Origin of the sequence: Neisseria sp. P0014.S002 (genome assembly GCF_051958295.1) — a bacterium.
Classification (GTDB): domain Bacteria; phylum Pseudomonadota; class Gammaproteobacteria; order Burkholderiales; family Neisseriaceae; genus Neisseria; species Neisseria flavescens_B.
Map to the genome: position 1 here is coordinate 23,225 of NZ_JBQCVO010000008.1, position 25,600 is coordinate 48,824.

Genomic DNA, 25,600 nt, shown 5'->3' on the forward strand with positions numbered 1-25,600 from the left:
TTAATGAGTGTTAAGTTTAATGAACTGCTTTCAGCTCATTTTTGGCGAGTCTTAACAAAACGAAAGGCAAATTATGTCTGCGCATTCACAACAAAATCATACTCCTGCGCTGGTCGTCTTGACCACACTCTTCTTCATGATGGGTTTCATCACCTGCATGAACGATATTTTGATTCCGCATCTGAAAGATATTTTCGAGCTGACATATGTTCAGGCGATGCTAATTCAGTTCTGCTTCTTTACCGCTTACGCAATTATGTCGATTCCTATGGGTTATTTTGTCGGCAAAATCGGCTATAAAAACGGTGTAATTGGCGGTTTCGTATTGACTGCCATCGGCTGTCTATTGTTCTATCCTGCCGCCGGCAGCCATTCTTATCCTACTTTCTTGGGCGCGCTGTTTATTTTGGCTTCAGGTGTAACGCTGTTGCAAGTGGCGGGTAACCCTTATGTAACCCTGTTGTCTAAACCAGGTAAAGAATCTGCAACACTGACTTTGGTTCAGGCATTCAACTCTTTGGGTACGACCATTGCTCCGCAAATCGGTGCATTCCTGATTTTGGCTGATGCGACACAAACTGTCAGCAAAGCCGAGCAAATTTCTTCTGTTCAAATTCCATATTTGGGTTTGGCCGGTTTGCTGATTATTTTGGCTGTGTTTGTCAAAATGATTCGTCTGCCTGATGCAAACAAAATTGCTGAAGAAGAGAGTGAACACAACCATGATGGCAAACACAGCGTATGGCAATACCGTCATTTGGTTTTTGGTGCGGCTGGTATTTTCTGTTACGTTGGTGCAGAAGTATCTATCGGTTCTTTGTTGGTCAGCGTGTTGGGTTACCTGAAAGGTATGGACCACTCGTCTGCCGCAAAATATCTGTCGTTTTACTGGGGCGGCGCGATGGTTGGCCGCTTCTTAGGTTCTGCCATCATGGCGAAAATTGCGCCTAACCGCTATTTGGCATTCAATGCTACCGCTGCCGTTGCCCTATTGGGCGTTTCTATGTTGGTAGGTAAAGCCAGTGCAGATATTGCGATGTGGGCATTGTTGGCCATCGGCTTCTTTAACTCCATCATGTTCCCAACGATTTTCTCTTTGGCAACCAAAGGCCTGGGCCGATTCACCAGCAGTGCTTCCGGCGTATTGTGTACTGCGATTGTCGGCGGTGCGGTTGTGCCTGTGGTACAAGGTTGGGCAGCGGATACTTACGGCCTGATGATTTCTTTCGTTGTATCGGCAATTTGTTACGTATACATCGTCTTCTTTGCTATAAAAGGCTACAAAGCTGACGAATAATTCATCATGATAAAAGGCCGTCTGAAACCTTATGGGTTTTCAGACGGCCTTTTTACTTTGTGGCATAATGATTTAAATGACAGGAGGAAAAAATGGCCAAAATCATTTTGCTGCATGGCTTGCACATGCATTCATGGGTAATGAAACCGCTGGCATATTTGCTGGAACAAGAAGGTTTTGAAGTTGCGCTGTTCGATTATTACAGTGTTTTACATTCGATGAACCGACATGTCGAAGATTTGGCGCGATGGATTGATGAGAACCATGCTGATGAAACGCTGCACTTTGTCGGTCATAGTTTGGGCGGGTTGGTCTTACGCAATTTTGCAACAGCATATCCGGATAAAGTCAGCGGCCGTATCGTTACCATGGGTACGCCGCACCAAGGCAGCCGTGCCGCGCAACGTGTGTTCAATATGGGTTTGCAAAAACCGGTATTGGGCGGCTCGTATAAAGGTGCATTGGACGGCAGTATGCCTGAATTGCCCGAGGGTGTTGAGTTGGGCAGTATTGCCGGCAATAAACCGTATGGACTGGGCCGTGTTTTAGGTTTGCATGGCGAACATGATGGCACGGTTTTGGTCAGAGAAACGCATTGTCCGAATATGCGTGATCATGTCGTTCTGCCTGTCAGCCATAGCGGTATGCTGTTTAACCGTAAAACGGTCGAGCAGGTGGTGGCATTTTTGCATGATGGACGTTTTAAAAAGCAATAAAATTCCATTTATTTTCATTTAAAAATATTTAATTTTAATAATTTGATATATTTTAAAGAAAGTGTCGCAGTTTTGCTGAAGCTGTTTTTATAAAATAATAGGCAGGCCGTCTGAAAATCGGGTTTCAGACGGCCTGTTATGCTAAAATCTGTTAAATACTTATTAAAAAGGCAAAGAAGAATGTTTGCTTTCAAATCCTTACTTAATATGCCGCGTTTTGAGGCCATTGCTGTGGCCTTGGCTTTGGTGGCGGCAATGGGTTATACGATTATTTCGCTTGAATGGCTGCCGCATATGTCGATTGTGACGGCGATTGTAGTCTTGCTGTTGTACGGTTTGATGCGCGGCTTAAAATATCAAGACATGCAAAACGGTATGATAGGCGCGGTTGGGCAGGGCATGGGCGCGATTTATCTGTTTTTCTTTATCGGCCTGATGGTCAGCGCACTGATGATGAGCGGTGCGATTCCGACGCTGATGTATTACGGTTTCGGATTGATTTCTCCGACTTATTTTTACTTCTCGGCGTTTGCGCTTTGCTCGATCATCGGTATTTCCATCGGCAGTAGTTTGACGACTTGTGCGACTGTCGGCGTGGCATTTATGGGTATGGCGGCTGCGTTTCATGCCGATATGGCGATGACGGCAGGTGCGATTGTGTCGGGTGCGTTCTTTGGCGATAAAATGTCGCCGCTTTCCGATACGACCGGTATTTCCGCTTCAATTGTCGGCATTGATTTGTTCGAGCACATCAAAAACATGATGTACACCACTGTGCCTGCATGGTTGATCAGTGCGGCGTTGATGTTGTGGCTCTTGCCCAATGTTGCCGCGCATGACATGAACAGTGTCGAAGCTTTCCGCGCGCAATTGGAAGCAACCGGTTTGGTGCATGCTTACTCACTGATTCCGTTTGCCTTGCTGGTTGTCCTTGCCCTGATGCGCGTGAATGCCATTGTGGCCATGTTGTTTACCGTTATAGTGGCGTTGATTGTGACTTACTTCCACAGTACGCCTGATTTGAAACAGCTGGGCGCGTGGTTTTACAGTGGATATAAACTCGAAGGCGAAGCATTTAAAGACATTGCCCGTTTGATTTCTCGCGGCGGCTTGGAAAGCATGTTCTTTACGCAAACCATCGTGATACTCGGCATGAGTTTGGGCGGCCTGTTGTTCAGCATTGGTGTGATTCCGTCTTTGCTGGAAGCCATTCGTGCGTTCCTGACCAATGCCGGACGCGCTACTTTCAGCGTGGCCATGACATCGGTCGGTGTCAACTTCCTGATTGGCGAGCAATATTTGAGTATCCTGCTTTCCGGCGAAACCTTTAAGCCGGTTTATGACAAGCTTGGTCTGCATTCGCGCAACCTTGCCCGTACGCTTGAAGATGCGGGTACGGTCATCAACCCGTTGGTGCCTTGGAGTGTCTGCGGCGTATTTATCAGCCATGCCTTGGGCGTGCCTGTTTGGGAATACCTGCCGTATGCCTTCTTCTGCTACTTGAGCTTGGCTCTGACGCTGGTGTTTGGCTGGACAGGGCTGACTTTGAGTAAGAAGTAAACAGTATTTAAAATAGCAATGCTTTTATAAAATTAGGCCGTCTGAAAACAATTTCAGACGGCCTTGTTTTACTTGAAGTAGCCGTATCAGCATGATTTCACTATAATTGCTGCGCCAATAAAAAAATAATCCAAACAATGAACAAACAAATCCGCCAAGAAATTTTCGAGCGTTTCCGCGCTGCCAATCCTCATCCGACTACCGAGTTAAATTTTAGTTCGCCGTTTGAGCTGCTTATCGCCGTTTTATTGTCCGCGCAGGCAACTGATGTCGGCGTGAACAAAGCGACTGCAAAACTCTTTCCCGTTGCCAATACGCCGCAAGCCATGTTGGATTTGGGGCTGGACGGCGTGATGGAATACACCAAAACCATAGGCCTTTACAAAACCAAATCCAAGCACATCATGCAGACTTGCCGTATTTTGCTGGAAAAATACAATGGCGAAGTGCCTGCCGACCGAGAGGCTTTGGAATCTTTGCCCGGTGTTGGCCGTAAAACAGCCAATGTGGTGTTGAATACTGCATTCGGGCAACCTGTTATGGCGGTCGATACCCATATTTTCCGTGTGGCCAACCGCACCAAAATCGCGCCCGGCAAGGATGTGCGCGAAGTTGAAGACAAGCTGATGCGCTTTATTCCCAAAGAATTTTTGATGGATGCCCATCATTGGTTGATTTTGCACGGCCGTTATACATGTAAGGCTTTGAAACCGCAATGCAGTAAATGCCTGATTAACGATTTGTGCGAATATCCGGCAAAAATGTAAATAAAAACATAAAAAAAGGCCGTCTGAATTTCAGACGGCCTTTGATTTGGCTACGATTAGTCGGCAACTGCCATCAGGCTGGCATTACCACCGGCAGCGGTAGTATTGATACTGCAAGAAATTTCTTCAAATACTTGCAGGATGTCCAGACCTTGTTCGGAAGGCAGGATACGGATGAGCGCACCGTCGCGGCCGGCTAACTCTTGTTTGCGCTCGCTGCTCAAAGGCTCGATGGCGGCAACATGGCTGATGCCTGCGTTTTCAGGTTTGCTGTTGACTTGCAACAAACCGTCCAAATCGGCTGAGTAGGAAGCCAACGGGCTGTTAGGCTCAACAACGGTTTGGATGCCTGCGGCTGCCAGCTCGGTCAGGGCAGAGAAGGCTTGCAACAGAGTACCGCCATGTACCCAAACACGTTTTGGAGAGCGCCAGCTCAATGAGTTGCGTTCGCCGGTCGGGCCGACCAATACGGTTTCGGCTTTGCGCAGAGTGCGAACTCGCGCGTGACCCAAAGCTGCGGCTGCAGTTTTCTTCTCTTCTGCATTAAACGGCAGTTTGTGAACCAGAGTTTCCAAACGTTTGAGCGCGTCTTCGTCTGCTTGGCCGATACGGCTGAGGGTTGGCGCAATCCATTCAGGAGTGCGAACCAAACGTTGCAGATAGAATGGACCGCCCGCTTTAGGACCGGTACCGGACAAGCCGTGACCGCCGAAAGGTTGTACGCCGACAACGGCACCGACGATGTTGCGGTTAACGTAGATGTTACCGGCTTCGATGCGGTCGCGGACGTGTTCGACAGTACCTTCGATACGGCTGTGTACACCGCTGGTCAAAGCATAGCCTTTTGCGTTGATTTGGTCGATGAGTTGATCCAATTCGCTGGCGCGGTAGCGGACAACGTGCAATACAGGACCGAACACTTCGCGTTGCAACTCGTTCAAGTTGTTCAATTCAAACAGGATTGGACGAACGAAAGTAGAGTTGTTGCTATCAACGTCGGCAGCAGTTTTGATTTCGTGGTAAGCCTTCGCTACGCCTTTCATTCGGTTGATGTGGGCCAACAGGTTTTGTTGGGCTTCAGCATCGATGACAGGGCCGACGTCTGTGGTCAGTTGGGTCGGTTTGCCGACAACCAATTCGTCCATTGCGCCTTTGATGATGTTGACCATTTTGTCGGCAACATCTTCTTGAACACACAAGATACGCAGAGCGGAGCAACGTTGGCCTGCGCTGTCGAAGGCAGAGTTCAATACGTCGAGGCAGACTTGTTCCGGCAGTGCGGTAGAGTCCACAATCATCGCGTTTTGACCACCGGTCTCGGCAATCAGGACAGGGTTGTCGTCGCGTTTGGACAGTGCTTTGTTAATCAGACGCGCTACTTCGGTAGAACCGGTGAAGATCACGCCGCCGATGCGGGCATCGCCGGTCAGGGCAGAACCGACATCGCCTGCGCCGAGTACGAGTTGCAGCGCAGAAGTCGGAATACCGGCTTGATGCATCAGGGAAACGGCGTAAGTAGCAATCAGGCTGGTTTGTTCGGCAGGTTTGGCGATAACGGTGTTACCGGCTGCCAATGCAGAAACCACTTCGCCGGTAAAGATGGCCAATGGGAAGTTCCATGGGCTGATGGCAACGATTGCGCCGACAGCTTTGGCATCTTTAGGCAGGGTGTTTTCAGCTTCGTTGGCGTAGTAGCGGCAGAAGTCAACGGCTTCGCGTACTTCGGCAACAGCGTTGTTTAAGGTTTTACCGGCTTCGCGGACGGCCAGCATCATCAATGCAGGCGTGTGTTGTTCCAACAGGTCGGCAAAACGGCGCAGGCAGTCGGCGCGTTCTGAAGCAGGTTTGGCGCTCCACTCAGGCAGGGCGGCAACGGCTGCACCAATAGCTTCTTGAGCCAATGCGGCATCGGCAAAGCTGACAGTACCGACAACATCGTTGTGGTCTGCAGGGTTGCGGACAGGTTGTGCTTCACCCACATTGCGCGCTTCGCCATTGACGATGGAAGCGGCGTGGAAGTCTTCGGAAGAAGCTTGGTTGAGTTTTTCTTGCAGGTTTTGCAATACGGTTTCGTTGCTGAAATCTACGCCTTGAGAGTTCAGACGGTCTTTGCCATACAAATTGCGCGGCAGAGGCAATGCCGGATGCAGGTGGATGCCTTGTTCGGCGATGGTGTCGAACGGGCTCTTAATCAGGCGGTCGATGCTGATGTTTTCGTCAACGATTTGGTTCACGAAAGAAGAGTTCGCACCGTTTTCCAACAGGCGGCGTACCAAGTAGGCAAGCAGGGTTTCGTGTGTGCCGACCGGGGCATACACGCGTACGCGGCGGCCTAAGTTTTGCGGGCCGACCACTTGGTCGTACAGGGTTTCGCCCATACCATGCAGACATTGGTGTTCAAAGTCTTTGCCTTTACCCATTTGGTAGATTGCGCCCAAAGTGTAGGCGTTGTGGGTGGCAAATTGTGGGAATACGGCATCTTGCGCATCCAAGAGTTTGCGTGCGCAGGCGAGGTAGGAGATGTCGGTGTGGACTTTACGGGTGTAAGTCGGGTAGCCGTCCATGCCGTCTACTTGGGCCCATTTCACTTCGCTGTCCCAGTATGCGCCTTTAACCAAACGGATCATCAGTTTTTGGTTGTTGCGGCGAGCCAGATCGATCAGATAGTCGATAACGAACGGGCAACGTTTTTGGTAGGCTTGAACAACGAAACCGATACCTTTGTAGCCAGCCAAGTCAGGGTCGGAAACCAAAGCTTCCATCAAGTCCAAAGACAATTCGAGACGGTTGGCTTCTTCGGCGTCGATGTTGATACCAATATCGTATTTTTTACCCAAAAGGAACAATTCTTTCAGGCGTGGCAACAGTTCGCTCATAACGCGTTCGTGTTGGGCGCGTGAGTAGCGAGGGTGGATGGCGGAAAGTTTAACGGAGATACCGTTGCCTTCGTAAACGCCTTGGCCTGCGGCATCTTTACCGATGGCGTGAATGGCTTGAACGTAGTCATTGTAGTAGCGGTTGGCATCTTCTTCGGTGTATGCGGCTTCACCCAACATATCGAAAGAGAAGCGGTAACCCATTTTCTCGCGCTCTTTACCGTTTTGCAGCGCTTCTTCAATGGTTTGGCCGGTTACGAACTGTTTGCCCAACAGGCGCATTGCGTAGTTCACACCTTGACGGATCAGAGGCGCGCCACCTTTGCTGATTATGCGGCTCAGTGCAGAGCCCATGTTTTTTTCAGAAGTGTTGGTGGTCAGTTTACCGGTAATCAACAGACCCCATGCAGCCGCGTTAACGAAGAGGGAAGGGCTGTTGTTCAAGTGGCTTTTCCAGTTGCCTTCGGAGATTTTGTCGGCAATCAGGCGGTCGCGGGTTGCATTGTCCGGAATACGCAGCAGGGCCTCGGCCAGACACATCAGTGCAACACCTTCTTCACTGGAGAGAGAGAACTCGTGCATCAAAGCATCTACGCCGCTTGCTTTGGTGCGGCTGGAGCGGACTTGAGTAACCAAACGACGGGCAAGCTCAGAGGCGGCATTGCGCTCTTCGTCGGTCATCTGTGCACGTTGCAACATATCCTGAACGGCCTCGATTTCATCGCGGCGGTAGGCATCAGTTACAGCTTGACGCAGAGGAGTTTGTGTTGGAAAAGCGAAGTTAAACATTATTTATGTTCTCCAAAGGTTTTTTTCATGGTTTCAGACGGCCTGAATTAAGACTGCTAAAACAGGCATTCTGAAGGATAGTAATATCGTAATAAAAATATGATGCGGATACAAGATGCATCCGCATAAATTGCTGTTTTTTCTGATAAGGCTCAGATTATTTTGAAACAGTTTATTTCGTAAAGACGGCCTGCACGGAATCATGCAGGCCGTCTGAAAACGTTTTATTTAGAGGCGCGGTATTCTGCGTCTGCTTTTTCGAAACGTTCTTGCAATTCGCGTGAAGGTTTTTTGTCGATCAGGGAGACCAAAACAATCACGAGAGTGCAAATGATGAAGCCGGGAACGATTTCATAAACGGTAGAGAAGCCTGTTTCTTGTGCGGCCAAAGCAGGTTTTTTAATCCACTCAGCCCAAACAACCACAGTCAGCGCGCCTGCAATCATGCCAGAGAGTGCGCCGTAGGCAGTAATGCGTTTCCACAGAACAGACAGGATAACAACCGGACCGAATGCGGCACCAAAGCCGGCCCATGCATAAGCTACCAAGCCCAATACTTTGCTGTTAGGGTCAGAAGCAATCAGGATAGAAATCACGGCAATCGCCAATACCATTACGCGACCAATCCATACCAATTCAGCTTGTTGTGCTTTTTTACGCAGGAAGCCTTTGTAGAAGTCTTCGGTAATCGCGCTGGAGCAAACCAACAATTGGCAAGACAGGGTGGACATTACGGCGGCGAGGATCGCGCTCAAGATAATACCGGCAATCCAAGGGTTGAAAAGCAGGGTAGCCAAAGCAATGAAGATACGTTCGTGGTTGCCGTTCATTTCATCAACGTGTGCTGGGTTGGCGCCGAAGTAAGCGATACCGAAGTAGCCGACAGCCACAGCACCGGCCATACACAGAATCATCCAAGTCATACCGATACGGCGTGCAGAAACCAGAGATTTAGCGCTTTCAGCAGCCATGAAACGAGCCAAAATGTGTGGTTGGCCGAAATAACCCAAGCCCCAAGCAGCGGTAGAGATAATGCCGATGAAAGTAGTACCGGCAAACAGGCTGCCGTATTCTTTACCGGTAGAAGCGGCAACTTGTTGGATGGCAGCATTCATTTGATCTGCACCGCCCAAACCCAAGTACACCATTACAGGAGTCAATACCAATGCAAAAATCATCAAAGAAGCTTGCAGGGTGTCGGTCCAGCTTACGGCCAAGAAACCGCCCAAGAAAGTGTAGGCGATGGTAGCGCCGGCACCCAGCCACATGGCTTGAGTGTAAGACATACCGTGGAACAGGCTTTGGAACAGGGTAGCACCGGCTACGATGCCTGAAGCACAGTAAATAGTGAAGAAGAACAAGATAATCAGTGCAGAAACCACTTTCATCAAGTGACCGCCGGCACCGAAGCGGTGGAAGAAGTAATCAGGAAGCGTCAGTGCGTTGTTGGCGTATTCGGTATGCACGCGCAGACGGCCTGCAACCAAGAGCCAGTTGAGGTATGCACCCACAATCAGACCAATGGCGATCCAAGCTTCATTCAAACCGCTCAGGTAAATGGCACCTGGCAAGCCCATCAAAAGCCAACCTGACATATCGGAAGCACCGGCAGACATCGCGGTCACGAACGGACCCAAGCTGCGGCCGCCGAGAATGTAGTCGTCGAAGTTGCGTGTTGAAAAATAGGCGGCGAGGCCAATCAGTAATACGGCGACCAAATAGATCGCGAAAGTGATATACATGGGATTCATGTACTTATTCCTCATCTAACTTATAAATACGGGTTTTGAAATTGCAAGCAATTCGTACCCAAACTTTTTTCTAATAAAAATACAGCTTAAAAATCCTGTTTTTCACGAGAGAGTCAGGATAAATTATTTTCAAATACAATAGGATATGTAACCAATCCATATTAAATTGTAAATAATTAAATTCAGAATACAGTAAATTTTTTGTTTTGCAAAGCACTGAACACGGGCTTTATGAAAAATCGTAGTGCTTTTGAGGGGAAGTCATTTGAAAACAAAAGATTGCAAAAATTATCTTAAATTGAAGAAAAGGAAAGGCAATGAAACTATCTTTCCTATAAATGAAACGTTATGCAGAGAGAAAGCGTAATTATGTGACACGAAAGGCGCTTTCAGACGGCCTGATAAATGAAACTACCCCGTATTTCTGATGAATACGGGGTAGTGCGTCAGTTTGAACTAAATAGAAAAATCGTCTTTTAACAAATGTTTATAAGCGAAGAGATAGAAAGCGGCAACAAAAGACGATCCGCCGAGGACGTTACCTAAGAAGACGGGAATCATATTGTAGAAAAATTGACCCCAGCTGACATTTGCGCCTGCCCAAATACCGGCCGGAATGATGAACATATTGGCAACAAAGTGTTGGAAACCGATTAACACGAAGATCATGACCGGAAACCAAGTTGCCAAAATGCGGCCTGAAGTATGGCGTGAGCCGAAATAGAACCAAATACCCATGCACACCATCCAGTTACATGCGATAGCGGAGACGAATGCACGGCCAAAGTCCATATTAACTTTGGCTTCAGCGATGGCAATGGTTTTCGCCGTAGCCGCTCCCTCTGCCAGACCGACATAGTGGCCGAGGAAATAGGCCATGGCAACGGCTCCTGCCAGATTGCCCAAGCTGACAATGAGCCAGTTGCGTACCAGTTTGTAGGTGCTGACGCGGCCGGTCAATCTGCCCAAAGCCATAATCATCATATTGCCTGTTGCCAGCTCACCGCCGCCGATTAAGATACAAATCAGCGCAATCGGGAACACGGACGCACCCAAAAGGGCGGCCAGGCCATTCCATTCGGCCGGAATGCCGCTGATGACGCGCAGGCAGGCAAGATAGCCGAAGCCGACATAGCCGCCACCTAAAAAACTTAAAATCACCAACATTTTGATGCTGAACTCGGACTTGGCGCAGCTCTTGCCGATGGCTTCCTGCAAAATCTCGTGAGGGTACAAATCTCGTGTATCCATGAGGCTCCCTTAAATTGGAAATATCTTGTTTATCATGAAGATAATAAGTTTGCCTGAGAATGATGCCGGTAGGAAATAACGCCTGGTTGTAAGAATAGAAGAGGGGGTTATATATTGAAGCGGCTAAGGCTGCGGCTGACTTTTTTAAAAAAGATAAGTTGAGGCGTTGAGATATTGGTGTTTTAAAAACTTAAAAGGCCGTCTGAAAAGTTGCTCTCAGACGGCCTTTGGATTTGCTTGGGTAATGAGAACTACAAGCGCGTTACGCTTAAAACGCCTTTGATGTCGCCCAAACTGGCTAATACGCGCGGCAGGTCGTTGACTTGGCGGACTTCAAGGGTAAAGCGCATACTGGCTTCCAAATCACGCGATTGGGTTTGCACTGCGGTAACGTTGAGTTTATGACGCGCCAGCGCATCCGAAACATCGCGCAGCAAACCGGAGCGGTCTTGGGCGCGAATTTCAACATCGACGGCAAACACTTGTCCTTCTTGCAAGGCTGCCCAGCTTGCATTCAACACTTTTTCAGGGGACTGTTCGGCAAGGTGGCGGAAAGAAGGGCAGGTATTGCGGTGGACGGAAATGCCGCGGTCGCGCGTAACGAAACCGATGATGTCGTCCGGAGGTGCCGGTTTGCAGCATTTGGCAAGCGTGGTCATCAGGCCGTCTTCGCCGTCAATCAAAATGCCGTTTTTGCCGCCTTTTTTGATTTTAGACTGCTTGACGATATTGGTTTCATCAATAGGTACAGGAGGCGGTTCATTCAGCGCGCCGCAGGCTTTGTGGATGGCGCGGTTGGAAACTTCGCCCTGACCGATGGCCGTATAGAGTTCGTCGGTTTTTTTGAAGCCGAGTTTTTCTGCCAATGCTTGCAGACTGGGTTTGGGGAAGATTTTTGACAACTGTTTGTCTAACTGGGCGCGGCCTTCTTCGCGCACGGTATCCGCATTTTGCTGGCGGATGTAGGCACGGATTTTGCTGATGGCGCGGTTGGATTTGACCCAGCCTTCGTAGAGCCAGTTGACAGAAGGATTTCCCTCTTTGGCAGTAATGATTTCAACGCGTTGTCCGTTTTCCAACGGCGTGGACAGCGGCACGATTTGTCCTTCGACTTTTGCGCCGCGACAACGGTCGCCCACGCTGCTATGCAAGGCATAGGCAAAGTCGATGGGGGTAGCGCCTGTAGGCAGGGAAAGGACTTTGCCGTGCGGGGTCAAAACGTAAATCGTGTCGTTGAACAGCTCGGTTTTAAAGGCGGCGGCAAGGTCTTCTTTGCCGCTTTCGGCCATGTTTTCGCGCCAGTCCAAGAGTTGGCGCAACCAAGCGATTTTCTGTTCATAGGCGGAATCACCCTTGCCACCTTCTTTATAACGCCAGTGGGCGGCAACACCGAATTCGTTGAATTGGTGCATATCGAAGGTGCGGATTTGGACTTCCACGCCTTTGTCTTCCGGGCCGACGATAACGGTGTGCAAACTTTTATAGCCGTTGCCTTTCGGGTTGGCGATATAGTCGTCAAACTCGCCCGGAATCGGCTGCCAGAGGCTGTGGACAATGCCCAAGGTGGTATAACACTCGGGAATGGTGTCCACCAAAATCCGTACGGCGCGGATATCAAACAAGCCGTCGAAAGTAAGCTTTTTCTTCACCATTTTTTTGTAAATGGAGTAGATGTGCTTCGGTCTTCCGGCAACTTCAAAATGAATATTGTATTTTTTCAGTTCCGTACGCAGGATATTGAGGAAGTTTTCGATGTATTCGAGGCGCTCGGTGCGTTTTTCGTCCAAAAGCAGGGCGATTTCGCGGTATTTTTCCGGCTCTTGATGACGGAAGCCCAAATCTTCGAGCTGCCATTTGAGTTGCCACACGCCCAAGCGGTTGGCGAGCGGGGCAAAAATGTCGAGGGTTTCTTTGGCAACGGCGCGCTTTTCAGGATTGTCGGGAACGTTGCTTAAGAATTGCAGGGTGCGCGTACGCATCGCCAATTTGATCAGGACGACGCGGATGTCGGTAACCATCGCCAACAGCATTTTGCGCATGGTTTCGGCCTGTTGGCCGCGTTCTTCCGGCGTGGCAAGGCTGTCCACGCGTGCGAATTGGGTCAGTTTCTGTACTTCGTCTACGCCTTTGACCAGCTCGCAAACGGTACTGTTGCAGCGTTCGGTAACCAATTCGCGCCAAGTGGGAACGTATTTGCCGATATCGGACAAAATCGTAGCGGCCACGGCATCGGGCAAGAGGTCGAGTTCGCTGACGATTTGCATCGAGCCGAGGAAATGTTCCATCAATGGCTCGCCGTAAGTCGTTAGGGCATCGGCAGGGTAATGTTCTTTAGCTAAGTCAAAGGCCGTCTGAATCAGGTTTTTATCGGAATCGGGCAGCGCGGCAACATAGCCGTCGAACCAAGCGAGGAGGCCTTCCAGCGTTGCACTCGATGTTTGGGGCGTTTGGCGAATAGTGGTCATGGCGTGCGTTTTTTTCTTTTTGATAAAAACGTTGCTATTGTAACAGTTTATTGCCGACAGCCCTAGATTTGTATGCGAATGTGGCACTATGTTTCAGAACACCTTGTTTCAGACGGCCTTGGGTGTTATGGTTAACCGTTTTGAAATTTTAAGGAGCATTTCGATGAAACTGTATATTTACGACCATTGCCCGTTTTGCGTCCGTGCGCGGATGATTTTCGGCTTGCGCGATGTGGCGGTGGAAGAAGTTGTCTTGGCGAACGATGACGAAGCTACGCCGATTGGCATGATTGGCTCAAAACAAGTGCCGATTTTGCAAAAAGAAGACGGTTCGTTTATGGGCGAGAGTTTGGATATTGTCCGTTACATCGATCAAGGCCGTCTGAAAGAAGAAGTTCGTCCCGAGGTTCAGGCTTGGTTGGACAAAGTGGGCGAATACAATAACAAATTGGTACAGCCGCGCATGGTCAAAATCGGTTTGCCCGAATTTGAGACCGATGAAGCGAAAAAATACTTTATCGACAAAAAAGAGAAAAGTATCGGCAATTTCGAGACTAATCTGAATAAAACGGCGCAATATCTGGAGCGTCTGCATCAAGACTTGGCTGAACTGGAAGCGCTGGTGTGCGAAGGCGAGGGCTTGGGCGGTGAAGTCAGTTTGGAAGATATCCTGACTTTCCCTATTTTGCGCAACCTGACCGTTGTGCGCGGTATTCAATGGCCGCAAAAATTGATGGATTATTTGTTGGCGATGAGCGAGCGTTCCGGCGTGGCTTTGTATTTTGACCGCGCGTTGTAATGAATGTTTGAAACATGAAAAAGGCCGTCTGAAAGTTTTTCAGACGGCCTTTTGTTTAATAAGCAATCGTATCGGCAACTTGTGACAAACCGTTTTCCAACGATTCGAGCATGGCGGTATAGCCGTCACCTTGTTGCGGCGTGATGGCGTTAAACGGTTTGCTGCGTCCGTCCGGCCATTGTGCATAACCGCTGATGGTGGTCTGCCCCTGATAGCTGCCTTGGAAGGCTTCGATATAGACTTTCAGGGTTTGGCTGCTTTGGCTGCGTGAAGCAGGCACGAAGGTGCGATGCGGATTGAGGCGGTTGAGCTTGTTGCTGAGGTTTGCCGCCAATGCACCATCGAGCGGAGCCGCCCAAAGGTGGTTTTTCGCCAGATTCACATGATAGGCATCGGTTTGGTAAACGAGGCCGCCGTTGGCAAGCGGTTCGGCAAGGTTGACTTTGACTGCGATTTCGTTGCCTTGTGCAGCCGGACGGATGTACTGGCTGTCGGGCAGGACGAAATATTGTGTGCTTTGCGCAGTGCCGCAGGCGGCAAGCGTCAGGGCGGCGGCAATCGGGAAGAGGCGCATTATCGGCTTCCTTTCGGGATGGGGTCTTTGCTGCTGCTGTTGAAAATCAGCGCGTTGGGTTTTTCTTTCAAAGTATTAATCACGGGTTGAACGTCTTTTAAGGTTTTGTCCAAACTTTGCAGCGTATTTTGTACGTCGCCGTAGATAGGCGATTGAGGCGATACGCCTTGCAGGGTTTGACGCAATTCTTTCAGGGTTTGGTTCAACTCGTTCGGAATGTTTTGTGTCTGCGGTTTGCCGACCAGTTTGTCGATAGAGCTTAGGGCAGCATTGGCAGATTTAAGTGTGGACTTGAGCTCGGCAAGCGAACCGTTCAAGCCGGCAACGGTTTTATCCAATGGCAGATTATTGAACTTGTCTAACAAGTCGGCCACTTTTGCCTGCAAATCGTCCAAACCGCCACCTTGGGTCGCGATAACGGTATCGCCTGCATAAACGGTATGTGGCCGCAGCTTAGGTGAGGCGGAAGGCTGATCGTTTAACTCAATCATTTTGCTGCCGGTCAGCAGGTTGTTGCTGGAGATGGTGGCGGTCAGGCCTTTGTTTAAGGCCGTCTGAAATTGTTGTTTCCAATGCTCTTTGCTTTGCTCGTCAGCATTGATTTCCAAACGGGAAGGCTCGATGCGGATGCGTACGGGAATCCAACCGTTTTCAAACAAGTGCAGACTGTCGTTGCGGTCGAAATAAGGGACATCGGAAACCACGCCGACATTCAGGCCTTTGTATTCGACAGGAGAACCGGCAGACAGGCCGCGTACGGATTGTTTGAAAAACGCGGTGTAGTACAGCGAGCGGTCGTCAGGTAAGTTGGCGACTTCGCTGCGGCTGTCGTAAAGCGTGAAGCTGTCTTCACTTTTAACGTTTTTGCTGTCGTTTGTTTTGGGCGAATCAAACGAAATCGCGCCGGACAGCAGGGCAGGCAGAGGGGCGGAATTGAGTTTGACGCCGCTGCCCGTGGTTTCGATATTAATGCCGCTTTCCAGCCAGAAACGGCTGGCGGAATTAATCAGTTTGTCGTTAGGGCTTTGGATGAAGATGGTGTAATGCACGCTTTGGTCGGACGGGTCAAAATGCGCGCTTTCTACTTGGCCGACCATAAAGTTTTCGTACAAAACCGGGCTGCTGACATTGAGGATGCGGTCGTTTTTGCCGACCAAGTTCAGGCGCAGGCCGCTTTGACCGATGGCGGCAATCGGCGGAATGTCTTGGACGACAAATACCTCTTTGGTTTCTTGGCTTTTGCCTGGTGTAAATGCAATATATGAGCCGGAAAGCAAGGTTCCCAAGCCAGTAACGCCGCTTTGGTCGATACGCGGTTTGACTACCCAAAATTGGGTATCGCTGCGGATAAGGTCTTTGGCATCGGCGCTAAGTTGGGCAGTAACTTCCACGCCTTTTTGGTCGTCGCGCAATTTGATGCGGGTAACGCGTCCGACATCGACGTTCAACACTTTAATAACGGTGTTGTTGACCTCGATGCCTTCGGCGCTGTCCATCAACAGCGTAACGACAGGGCCGCGGTTGCGGATGTCTTTAACCAAAAGCCAGCCGCCGGCAATCAGCGCAATCAGTGGAATCAGCCACACGATAGACGTGAAGACATTGGTTTTCTTGACACGCGCCGGGGCGTGATAATTGGGTGAAGAATCGTGTTTTTTCATTGTGTTAAGGTCTGGTCAGAATCAAGGCCGTCTGAAAGCTGCTGTTGCTTGTCCCAAATCAGACGGGGATCGAAGTAATAGGCCGAAAGCATGGTCAAAATAACGACCAGGCAGAAGTAAATCGCCGCACCACCCGGCACGACGCGTGCCATATTGGTGTGAAACGAACTCATCAAAATAATAATCACAAAAATATCAATCATCGACCAACGGCCGATGGATTCGGTAATCCGATACAAAACCGACATCTTGTCCGCGCTCATCACGGGTTTGAAGTATGCGGAATAAATCAAAACCGCCATCGCAATAATCTTCAAAACCGGCACCATAATACTGGCACTAAAGATAATCACGGCAATCAATCGGTCGCCGTCGTCCCACATATAAACAATGCCGTTGAAAATCGTGTTGATCTCCAAAGCCGTCGGGTTGGACGAAATCATAATCGGCAGGATGTTGGCAGGGAAATACAGGATAAACGCCGCGACTAAAAACGCCAGCGAAATGCTCAGGCTTTTCGGGCGGCGGCGGTATAAGTCCGCACCGCATACGCCGCAAGGTTGCTCGTCTTTATCGCGGAAATACAGGCAGCGGCTGCAACAGATTTTGTCTTCAGTAGCCGTTTGAACCGCATGGCCGCCGGTTAAACGGTGAATCTTATAATAAACCCAATGCTGCGGAATCGATACCGAAGTCCGAATCAGCATGACCGACAGCGGAAACATTAGATAAAACGCCGAACCGAATTCCACTGTGGCAACGGACGAGAGCTTGATATACGCCACCAAAGTGGAAATGAAAAACACATCCACCATAATCCAATGACGCAGCCGCACCAATACACGCGTCGCAAAGCGCAGCGCAGGGTAGGCCTTTTCGCGTATCAAAGCCGTATAAACATAAAGGCAGAGCAGTAAAAACAGTAAAGGCGCGCCGAAGGTGAGGATAAACATCACTTCCGCCAGAAAACCGTAATCCAGCGAAATCAAAAGCCGCATCATTTGCGGCAACGACAAAATCGATGTCACGCCGAACAAATCGACGCGGATATACACCATATTGTACGCAAACGCCATCAGAATCAAGGTTGTCAGCGCATAGGCGATCGGCGCGATATACGGATTGTTTTCCACCTCCACGATTTCATGGTTGCACACCGGACAATGCGCTTCCTGCCCCTGACGCAGGCGCGGAATATCCATACGGCAGCCGCAATCTGGGCATTCCACCGTATGTGCAGGCAGCGTCGCATCAGGAAGATAAGACTTGTAGCGCCACCAGCGATGGTAGGCAGGAATCCGTTTCATGGTTCGGCAGGGGTAAAGAAGGTGCAAAGAGTGTCGCATTATAAAGGAAAACAGCAGGATAGCCCAAATTTAGCAGATATTTGGTTGAATGGCGGCTGCTTCATAAGAAGGCCGTCTGAAAAGGCAGCAAAGGTTTTAGAAGATGCTGGCTATGGGCCGTTAGATTTTATTAATAAGACCCAATTGAGTTTATTGCAATTGAAATAAAAATGATATATATTCTAACTATAAAAAATGATGAGACTTATTGAATTGCAAAAGGCACGCCAACACTGAGCCGGAAGCATTTAAAAAGTTACATTCTTTATTTTTAAAACGATTTTTTCAAAGAAGACGGCATTTCAACACAATAGAGGCCGTCTGAAGCCGTTTGTCCCCTATTCAAAGGAAACATCATGAGTGAAACACAAGAGCTGACTTTCGCCAAACGCCTGAAAGAGCAAACCACAGTTACACACGACAGCGTTGATAACTTGGTTATGTTTGTCCAGCCTTTCGTCAGCAAAGAAAACTACATCAAATTTTTGAAACTCCAATCAGTTTTCCACAAAGCTGTCGATCACATCTATAAAGATGCCGAATTGAACAAAGCCATTCCCGAACTCGAATACATGGCGCGTTACGATGCCGTAACCCAAGACCTAAAAGACTTGGGCGAAGAGCCTTACAAATTCGACAAAGAATTGCCGCATGAAACAGGCAATAAAGCCATCGGCTGGCTCTATTGCGCCGAAGGTTCAAATTTGGGTGCCGCTTTCTTGTTCAAACACGCTCAAAAACTCGAATACAACGGCGAACATGGCGCACGCCACCTGGCCCCGCATCCCAACGGCCGCGGCAAACACTGGCGCGCCTTCGTCGAGCACCTGAATGCCCTGAACTTAACTCCGGAAGCAGAAGCAGAAGCCATTCAAGGCGCGCAGGAAGCATTTGCCTTCTATAAAGTGATTCTGCGTGAAACCTTCGGTTTGCCGGAAGGCACAGAAGCCCCCGAAGGCATGACGCCGCACAGACATTAAAAAATAATGAAACAAACAAGGTCTCGGCATGGATGTTTGCAGAGACCTTTAATTACACGACACAGATTTAGTTGTACGGGTTGCTGTCTTATTAATCATTAATGATTATCAGAAATTTTTTATGCATTAACTGATGGATGAACAATCCATTACATCTTGAGTTGATAATATGAAACCATTACAAATGCTCCCTATTGCTGCGCTGGTCGGCAGTATTTTCGGCAATCCAGTCTTGGCAGCGGATGAAGCTGCAACCGAAACCACACCCGTTAAAGCAGAGATAAAAGAAGTCCGCGTTAAAGGTCAACGTAATGCGCCTGCAACCGTGGAACGTGTCAACCTCGGCCGCATTCAACAGGAAATGATACGCGACAACAAAGACTTGGTGCGTTACTCCACCGACGTCGGCCTGAGCGACAGCGGCCGCCATCAAAAAGGCTTTGCTGTGCGCGGCGTGGAAGGCAACCGTGTCGGTGTCAGCATTGACGGCGTAAACCTGCCTGATTCTGAAGAAAACTCGCTGTACGCCCGTTATGGCAACTTTAACAGCTCGCGCCTGTCTATCGATCCCGAACTCGTGCGCAACATCGAAATCGTGAAGGGCGCAGACTCTTTCAATACCGGCAGCGGTGCCTTGGGTGGCGGCGTGAATTACCAAACCCTGCAAGGTCATGATTTGCTGTTGCCTGAGCGTCAGTTCGGCGTGATGATGAAAAACGGTTACAGCAGCCGCAACCGCGAATGGACAAATACACTCGGTTTCGGCGTGAGCAACGACCGCGTGGATGCCGCTTTGCTGTATTCGCAACGTCGCGGTCATGAGACTGAAAGCGCGGGCGAGCGTGGTTATCCGGTAGAGGGTGCCGGCAACGGAGCGAATATCCGTGGTTCTGCGCGCGGTATTCCTGACCCGTCCAAACATAAATACCACAGCTTCTTGGGTAAGATTGCTTACCAAATCAACGACAACCATCGTATCGGCGCATCTCTCAACGGTCAGCAGGGCCACAATTACACGATCGAAGAGTCTTATAACCTGACCGCTTCTTCTTGGCGCGAAGCCGATGACGTAAACAGACGGCGCAATGCTAACCTGTTTTACGAATGGACGCCTGATTCAAATTGGTTGTCGTTGTTGAAGGCAGACTTCGATTATCAGAAAACCAAAGTAGCGGCGGTTAACAACAAAGGCTCGTTCCCGATAGATTATTCTACCTGGACGCGCAACTACAATCAGAAGGATTTGGACGAAATCTACAACCGCAGCATGGATACAACCTTCAAACGCATTACATTGCGTATGGACAGCCAACCGTTGCAAATGGGCGGCCAACATCGCTTGTCGTTTAAAACTTTCGCCAGCCAGCGTGAGTTTGAAAACTTAAACCGCGACGACTACTACTTCAGCGGCCGTATTTTACGCACGGCCAGCACGATTCAGCATCCGGTGAAAACCAACAACTACGGTTTCTCGCTATCTGATCAAATCCAATGGAACGACGTGTTCAGCAGCCGCGCAGGTATCCGTTACGACTACACCAAAATGACGCCGCAGCAACTGAATGCCGAGTGTCATGCTTGTGACAAAACACCACCTGCAGCCAACACTTATAAAGGCTGGAGCGGTTTTGTCGGCTTGGCTGCACAGCTGAGTCAGACATGGCGTTTGGGTTACGATGTAACTTCCGGTTTCCGCGTGCCGAATGCGTCTGAAGTGTATTTCACTTACAACCACGGCTCAGGTACCTGGTTGCCTAATCCGAACCTGAAAGCCGAGCGCAGCACCACCCATACCCTTTCTCTGCAAGGCCGCAGCGAAAAAGGTACTTTGGATGCCAACCTGTATCAAAGCAATTACCGCAACTTCTTGTCTGAAGAGCAGAAGCTGACCACCAGTGGCGATGTCGGCTGTACTCAGATGAATTACTACTATGGTATTTGTAGCAATCCTTATTCCGAAAAACTGGAATGGCAGATGCAAAACATCGACAAGGCCCGAATCCGTGGTCTTGAGCTGACAGGCCGTCTGAATTTAGGTCAAGTGGTTTCTTTTGTACCTGAAGGCTGGAAATTGTTTGGTTCTGTCGGTTACGCGAAGAGCAAACTGTCAGGCAACAACAGCCTGCTGTCCACTCAGCCTCTGAAAGTGATTGCCGGTGTCGATTACGAAAGCCCGAGCGAAAAATGGGGTGTGTTCTCCCGCTTGACCTATCTGGGAGCGAAAAAGGCCAAAGACGCTCAATATACCGTGTTTGAAAACACTGGTTGGGGTACGCCTTTGCAAGAAAAAGTAGTAGATTATCCATGGCTGAACAAATCGGCTTATGTGTTTGATATGTACGGCTTCTACAAACCGGCTAAAAACCTGACTTTGCGTGCCGGTGTGTACAATATGTTCAACCGCAAATACACCACTTGGGACTCCCTGCGCGGTCTGTACAGCTACAGCACCACCAACGGCGTTGACCGCGATGGCAAAGGCTTAGACCGCTATCGCGCCCCAGGCCGCAATTACGCCGTATCGCTGGAATGGAAATTCTAAGCAGTTAACGGATGGCTAAAGGCCGTCTGAAAGTTTTGATGACTTTCAGACGGCCTTTTTTAGTTAAAACGAAATCTTTAAACGGATAACAACGGCTGCTGCCGAATAATCGCGCGGATGATGGCGCGGTTGGGGTGTAGCGCGGTTCTCAGCCTTTGCGATAGCGGATGCGGCAAACCGAGTATTTCGGCCGCAATGGCGGCGGCGCAGATGGGGGCTGTTGCCAGTCCGCGCGTGCCGTGTGCCGTATTGATGTAGGCATTGGGCAGGTAAGGGCAGGGGATATTGTCGAGGCGGTAGTTTTTGTCCAATGCCAGTTTGGCGTAGGCGGACTGCATGGCGGCGATGTCGCCGAGTGCGCCGACAACGGGCAAGTGGTCGAGGCTGTCGCAACGCAGGGCGGCATGGCCTTGTGTGTCTTGAAGGCCGTCTGAAAACGAATCTTGCTCAAATAGGGATTGTGCCAATGGGGGATTGAGCTGTTGCAGAGCGGCGCGGTTTTCGGCTTCTTCGTGCGGATACCAAGTTTCATCGTTGCTGTTGAGGATAAATGTCGCGCCATAGCAGTGGCGGCCTTGCCAGCTCGGACTGATGTAGCTTTCGCCGGAAATGGCGCAACGCAGTTTTTGTGAAAACGGGCTGGCAGGTACAACGCCGGTTTGACCGCGGATTTGGCGGAAAGGCAGGGCGGAGACGTTGGTGTCGGCGGCAGTCGGGCTGTGCGCGCCCATACAGTAAACGATATGGCTGGCATTGAAATGCGCGTCCGGCGTGTGTGCCGTCCATTGTGTACCGTCATGCGATACTGCGGTCAGCGGCGAGTGTTCGTGCAATTCAATCAGCGGATGATTCAATAAGGTATGCACGACGGCGGGAGGATTCAGCCATACGCCTTGCGGCCAGTAAAGGCCGTCTGAAAATACGTTTATGCCTGCGATGGACGCAGCCTCTTCGGCAGATACGCTGCGGTAGAGGTGTTTATGCTGGTGTTGCAAACCCAAGGCTTGATTGCGTTTGCGTTCGCTGTCGTCAAAATTCAAATGCAATACGCCGTCTCCGCCCCATACGTCGGAGTTGGGCAGCAAGTCTTCCAGTAATCGGCGCGTGTAGCCGTAGCCAGTCAGCAGCAGCTCGGTTTGTTCGGTATCGTGTGGCGAGATTTTGGCGTAGAGCAAGCCTTGGCGGTTGCCGCTGCCTGCCTGCGCCGCGTTTCCGGCCTCTAAAACGGTAACGCGTACGCCGTGTTCCGCCAGTTTGCGTGCGGTTGCCGCGCCGGCAATGCCTGCGCCGATAATCAGGACGTGTTCGGGCGCGGCTTGATGTTCAGGCCGTCTGAACCAAGGTTTTAGAGTAATGGGGGTGGATTGGGGTATGGCTTCGGTTTGCCATTCGATATGAGGGAAATGTTCGTGTAAGCGGTCGGCGCGGTGTGGCGGAACCAGCCAAAGGTGCACGTCAGGCAATAGGTTTTCTAAAACATTAACACTGTTGAACTGAAGACATTTCATAGTTTGAGCGAGACGGTTGTTCAGACGGCCTTCAAGCTCGGAGGGATGATTCGATAATGGAAAATCGGGAATATGGTTTTCAGGCAGGCAGACAATCAAATAAAGCGGCGCGGTATGTTGTTCGATGGCGCGGCAAAGGGTAGCAAGGGAGGGTGTGGTGTTCCAAGCAAGGCAGGTCATGATGAAAGGCCGTCTGAAAAAAGAGGCTTTATTGTAACGCGGTTTGCGCAGATAGAATATCCGGACGGGTTTTGATAAAATCTTTCGATATTTGTTTTCCCATTGATTTTCATACAGGAATTTTATGCGCCGTCTTTTATTGTGCCTTCTCGCTTCCGGCTTGCCCGTTGCCTGTTTATCCGCGCCGCCGGATAGCGGCAGCAAAGCCGTTCCTTCCGAGCGTTGGGCAACGCCCGTCAAACACGATGCCAACCTTTATCGCATCGACGACAAGCTTTACCGCAGCGAGCAGCCTGTTGTCGAAGATGGCGAAGCCATCGTCAAACTGGGCATTCAAAGCGTGATCAACCTGCGCTTTTTCGACCGCAACGATGACGACCATTTGAAAGCGTATGGTTTGACCTTGCTAAACCGTCCGTTGCTGTCATGGAGCATTAAGCCGAAAGAGATTGCGGAAATCCTATATTTAATTGAAAAACAACAGCAAAACGGCGCAGTGCTTATCCATTGTTATCACGGCGCAGACCGTACCGGTTTGATTGCCGGAATGTACCGCATCATTTATCAAGGCTGGACAGTGGAAGAGGCAAAAGCCGAAATGCAGCACGGGCCTTATGGTTATCACAGCATTTGGAAAAACATTGCCAACCTGTTTACCGAAGAGAAAGTCAAACAGGTTAAAACGCACTTGGAAGCCTTGCGCAAACGCGGTTAACGCCAAGATTCAAAACATAGAAGTTCAAGCCTGTTTTCATCCCGACCAACTTGGCCTTCACTCCCTATAAAGCCAATTTCTCCCCCACTACCGTCCTGGGCAAAGGCCTGACAAGCTAGAGAATATTCCTCATCGTTGTTAGAAAACTGCACCTCTCTAATGTGATCATAAAAGTAAATATCACACTCATCTAAAAGTAATCTTTTTAAATGCTGATTATTTCTGATTATTTGTAGCCTATCCATCTTTATCCCTCTCCAATATTTGGAATTGTCAGTGAATGATGACTTTGATATGATAGTTTTTCGTTTCATTTTTTAGATTTCTGACAAGCTTATCATTCTCTTTTGATTGGCCAAAGAAAAAGGCCAGAGCTTTTCCGTTCTTTTGTTGGATACTCAAAAAATATCTAGCTCCATTCAATTTAACACTTGGAATAAAATGGACCTCAATCTTTTTAATATTATTCAGTGGTATAATTCGCTTTCTAAAAACATAAGCATTATGGATATAAAATCTTCCCTTAGCAATATGAAATGGGGCAAAAAAGTTTCCACCACTTTGACGCACAATGATATAACGGCGCCATAGAATCAGTAAAAGAAGGAAGGACACAAAGTAAATAGCAAAAGTCAAAACCGAGCTTTTCATCATCGATTTTATCCCAATCAAAAAATAATCTATCATAATCAAACCGCCTTTTTACCTTATTCATACCACTTTTATTGAGCAACTAGTTTTATGGACATAGTATCTCAAAACATATGCCTTTGCCTGTTCGTAAAACCCCTTCAATACGAGAATTTCTTCCATTTTCTTTATCTTCTCCCAGCAAAGAATTATTTTTCTCTATAAAATCAGATTACCACTTCATCATTTCCATGAATTTTTAAACCATTAAAAGGCCGTCTGAAAGATTTGTTTTTTCAGACGGCCTTTTTAATGACAGACGGTTTAAATCACAAAATCCGTAGATGATAATTGAATGCTTTGATCCATATCGGCAGACGGGGTTTTGGAAGAGCGGCCGACCGGTTTGGCCGGTACGCCGACGACGGTAATCGAAGACGGTACGTCGGCAACCACCACGCTGCCTGCGCCGATTTTGGCATTTTTGCCGATGCGGATGTTGCCCAAAATCGAAGCGTTCGCACCAATCATCACGCCGTCGCCGATTTTCGGATGGCGGTCGCCGCTTTCTTTGCCAGAACCGCCCAGCGTTACGCCGTGGAGGATGGAAATATTGTTGCCCAAGACGGCGGTTTCGCCGGCCACAAAACCGGTAGCATGGTCGAGCATCAGGCCGTGACCGAAACGGGCGGCCGGGTGGATATCGACACCGAAGACTTCCGACATACGGTTTTGCAGGAAATACGCCAGCGTTTTACGGCCGTTTTGATAGAGCCAGTGGTTGATACGGTGTGCTTGTACGGCGTGGAAGCCTTTGAAATACAACAGCGGCAGCGAATATTCGTCACAAGCCGGGTCGCGTTCGTAAATGGCTTTCAAGTCGGCCTCGACACATTTGCTGATGCGGGTGTCCACGCTCAAAGCCTGCTGATAGATTTCAAACAGCGCGCGCACATCCATAATCGGGCTGCCCAGTTTGCTGGAAAGATGGTAGGCAAGTACCGAATCGAGCGAATCGTGGCGCAACACGGTTTGATGCAGGAAGCTTGCCAGCATCGGTTCGGCCGCGGCAGCTGCTTCGGTTTCTTCGCGGATGGTGTGCCACAGATTAAAATCGGTTGAATTCAAATGGTCTTTTTTCATATTCGAGGCCGACTGAAGAATAAAATCAGATGGCTATCTTACCGTTTTCC

The 25,600-nt window shown here is 49.4% G+C and carries 20 protein-coding genes; 9 read left to right on the forward strand and 11 right to left on the reverse strand.

Annotation, left to right across the window (positions count from 1 at the left end):
• The first annotated feature begins 73 nt into the window (after positions 1-73).
• The 4 genes from ACTHSX_RS08405 to nth all read left to right on the forward strand — a co-directional run bounded on the left by ACTHSX_RS08405 (position 74) and on the right by nth (position 4,340).
• On the forward strand, positions 74-1,297 hold the full coding sequence (locus tag ACTHSX_RS08405) for a sugar MFS transporter (RefSeq protein ID WP_440377408.1): 1,224 nt from the start codon (positions 74-76) through the stop codon (positions 1,295-1,297).
• A 92-nt stretch (positions 1,298-1,389) separates the two neighbouring features.
• Complete coding sequence (locus ACTHSX_RS08410; RefSeq protein WP_440377407.1) at positions 1,390-2,013, forward strand: alpha/beta fold hydrolase; 624 nt, start codon at positions 1,390-1,392, stop codon at positions 2,011-2,013.
• Positions 2,014-2,193: 180 nt separating this feature from the next.
• Entirely contained in the window at positions 2,194-3,573 is a 1,380-nt protein-coding gene (gene nhaC / locus ACTHSX_RS08415) for a Na+/H+ antiporter NhaC (protein WP_137041086.1), read from the forward strand.
• A gap of 137 nt (positions 3,574-3,710) precedes the next feature.
• The gene (nth, locus tag ACTHSX_RS08420; RefSeq protein WP_049323145.1) at positions 3,711-4,340 is read left to right on the forward strand and encodes an endonuclease III; all 630 of its coding nucleotides are present in this window, start codon (positions 3,711-3,713) and stop codon (positions 4,338-4,340) included.
• A 56-nt stretch (positions 4,341-4,396) separates the two neighbouring features.
• Here the strand turns inward: nth and putA are convergent, their stop codons facing one another.
• From putA to ACTHSX_RS08440, 4 genes are all read right to left on the reverse strand, one after another.
• Positions 4,397-8,005, reverse strand: coding sequence for a bifunctional proline dehydrogenase/L-glutamate gamma-semialdehyde dehydrogenase PutA (putA, locus tag ACTHSX_RS08425; protein ID WP_440377406.1), 3,609 nt, complete (start codon positions 8,003-8,005; stop codon positions 4,397-4,399).
• 224 nt (positions 8,006-8,229) lie between these two features.
• Positions 8,230-9,756: a sodium/proline symporter PutP gene (putP, locus tag ACTHSX_RS08430; RefSeq protein WP_440377405.1), complete on the reverse strand. Its 1,527-nt coding sequence runs from the start codon at positions 9,754-9,756 to the stop codon at positions 8,230-8,232.
• Between the two features lie 456 nt (positions 9,757-10,212).
• Positions 10,213-11,007 carry a formate/nitrite transporter family protein gene (locus ACTHSX_RS08435; RefSeq protein ID WP_070630334.1) on the reverse strand — a complete coding sequence of 265 codons (795 nt, stop codon included), beginning with the start codon at positions 11,005-11,007 and terminating at the stop codon, positions 10,213-10,215.
• Between the two features lie 251 nt (positions 11,008-11,258).
• Positions 11,259-13,472, reverse strand: coding sequence for a RelA/SpoT family protein (locus tag ACTHSX_RS08440; RefSeq protein ID WP_440377404.1), 2,214 nt, complete (start codon positions 13,470-13,472; stop codon positions 11,259-11,261).
• Positions 13,473-13,560: 88 nt separating this feature from the next.
• Between ACTHSX_RS08440 and ACTHSX_RS08445 the strand changes: the two genes are divergently transcribed.
• Positions 13,561-14,271, forward strand: a complete 711-nt coding sequence (locus ACTHSX_RS08445; protein WP_440377403.1) for a GrxB family glutaredoxin — start codon at positions 13,561-13,563, stop codon at positions 14,269-14,271.
• Between the two features lie 55 nt (positions 14,272-14,326).
• On the opposite strand, the gene ACTHSX_RS08450 is transcribed toward ACTHSX_RS08445, so the two are convergent.
• The 3 genes from ACTHSX_RS08450 to ACTHSX_RS08460 are packed head-to-tail and all read right to left on the reverse strand — an operon-like array spanning position 14,327 to position 17,813.
• A complete protein-coding gene (locus ACTHSX_RS08450; protein ID WP_004520659.1) occupies positions 14,327-14,845 on the reverse strand; it encodes a PqiC family protein in 519 nt (172 codons plus the stop codon).
• Complete coding sequence (gene pqiB / locus ACTHSX_RS08455) at positions 14,845-16,506, reverse strand: intermembrane transport protein PqiB (protein ID WP_440377402.1); 1,662 nt, start codon at positions 16,504-16,506, stop codon at positions 14,845-14,847. Before pqiB ends, ACTHSX_RS08450 begins: the two co-directional genes overlap by 1 nt.
• Positions 16,503-17,813, reverse strand: coding sequence for a paraquat-inducible protein A (locus ACTHSX_RS08460; RefSeq protein ID WP_083290081.1), 1,311 nt, complete (start codon positions 17,811-17,813; stop codon positions 16,503-16,505). Before ACTHSX_RS08460 ends, pqiB begins: the two co-directional genes overlap by 4 nt.
• 30 nt (positions 17,814-17,843) lie before the next feature.
• On the opposite strand from ACTHSX_RS08460, the gene ACTHSX_RS08465 reads away from it, so the two are divergent.
• From ACTHSX_RS08465 to ACTHSX_RS08475, 3 genes are all read left to right on the forward strand, one after another.
• Complete coding sequence (locus ACTHSX_RS08465) at positions 17,844-18,020, forward strand: hypothetical protein (RefSeq protein WP_440377401.1); 177 nt, start codon at positions 17,844-17,846, stop codon at positions 18,018-18,020.
• A gap of 188 nt (positions 18,021-18,208) precedes the next feature.
• A complete protein-coding gene (locus ACTHSX_RS08470) occupies positions 18,209-18,832 on the forward strand; it encodes a biliverdin-producing heme oxygenase (protein ID WP_003747519.1) in 624 nt (207 codons plus the stop codon).
• Between the two features lie 169 nt (positions 18,833-19,001).
• Complete coding sequence (locus ACTHSX_RS08475) at positions 19,002-21,374, forward strand: TonB-dependent hemoglobin/transferrin/lactoferrin family receptor (RefSeq protein ID WP_440377400.1); 2,373 nt, start codon at positions 19,002-19,004, stop codon at positions 21,372-21,374.
• 77 nt (positions 21,375-21,451) lie between these two features.
• Here the strand turns inward: ACTHSX_RS08475 and mnmC are convergent, their stop codons facing one another.
• Positions 21,452-23,062, reverse strand: coding sequence for an FAD-dependent 5-carboxymethylaminomethyl-2-thiouridine(34) oxidoreductase MnmC (mnmC, locus tag ACTHSX_RS08480; protein ID WP_440377399.1), 1,611 nt, complete (start codon positions 23,060-23,062; stop codon positions 21,452-21,454).
• Between the two features lie 124 nt (positions 23,063-23,186).
• On the opposite strand from mnmC, the gene ACTHSX_RS08485 reads away from it, so the two are divergent.
• Positions 23,187-23,777: a tyrosine-protein phosphatase gene (locus ACTHSX_RS08485; protein ID WP_440377398.1), complete on the forward strand. Its 591-nt coding sequence runs from the start codon at positions 23,187-23,189 to the stop codon at positions 23,775-23,777.
• Here the strand turns inward: ACTHSX_RS08485 and ACTHSX_RS08490 are convergent.
• From ACTHSX_RS08490 to cysE, 3 genes are all read right to left on the reverse strand, one after another.
• The gene (locus ACTHSX_RS08490) at positions 23,774-24,022 is read right to left on the reverse strand and encodes a hypothetical protein (protein ID WP_440377397.1); all 249 of its coding nucleotides are present in this window, start codon (positions 24,020-24,022) and stop codon (positions 23,774-23,776) included. The genes ACTHSX_RS08485 and ACTHSX_RS08490 overlap by 4 nt on opposite strands.
• Before the next feature lie 28 nt (positions 24,023-24,050).
• Positions 24,051-24,464 (reverse strand): hypothetical protein, encoded by a 414-nt coding sequence (locus ACTHSX_RS08495; RefSeq protein ID WP_049331062.1) that lies wholly within the window; start codon positions 24,462-24,464, stop codon positions 24,051-24,053.
• 267 nt (positions 24,465-24,731) lie between these two features.
• Complete coding sequence (gene cysE, locus ACTHSX_RS08500; protein WP_049331061.1) at positions 24,732-25,550, reverse strand: serine O-acetyltransferase; 819 nt, start codon at positions 25,548-25,550, stop codon at positions 24,732-24,734.
• Between the last annotated feature and the right edge of the window lie 50 nt (positions 25,551-25,600).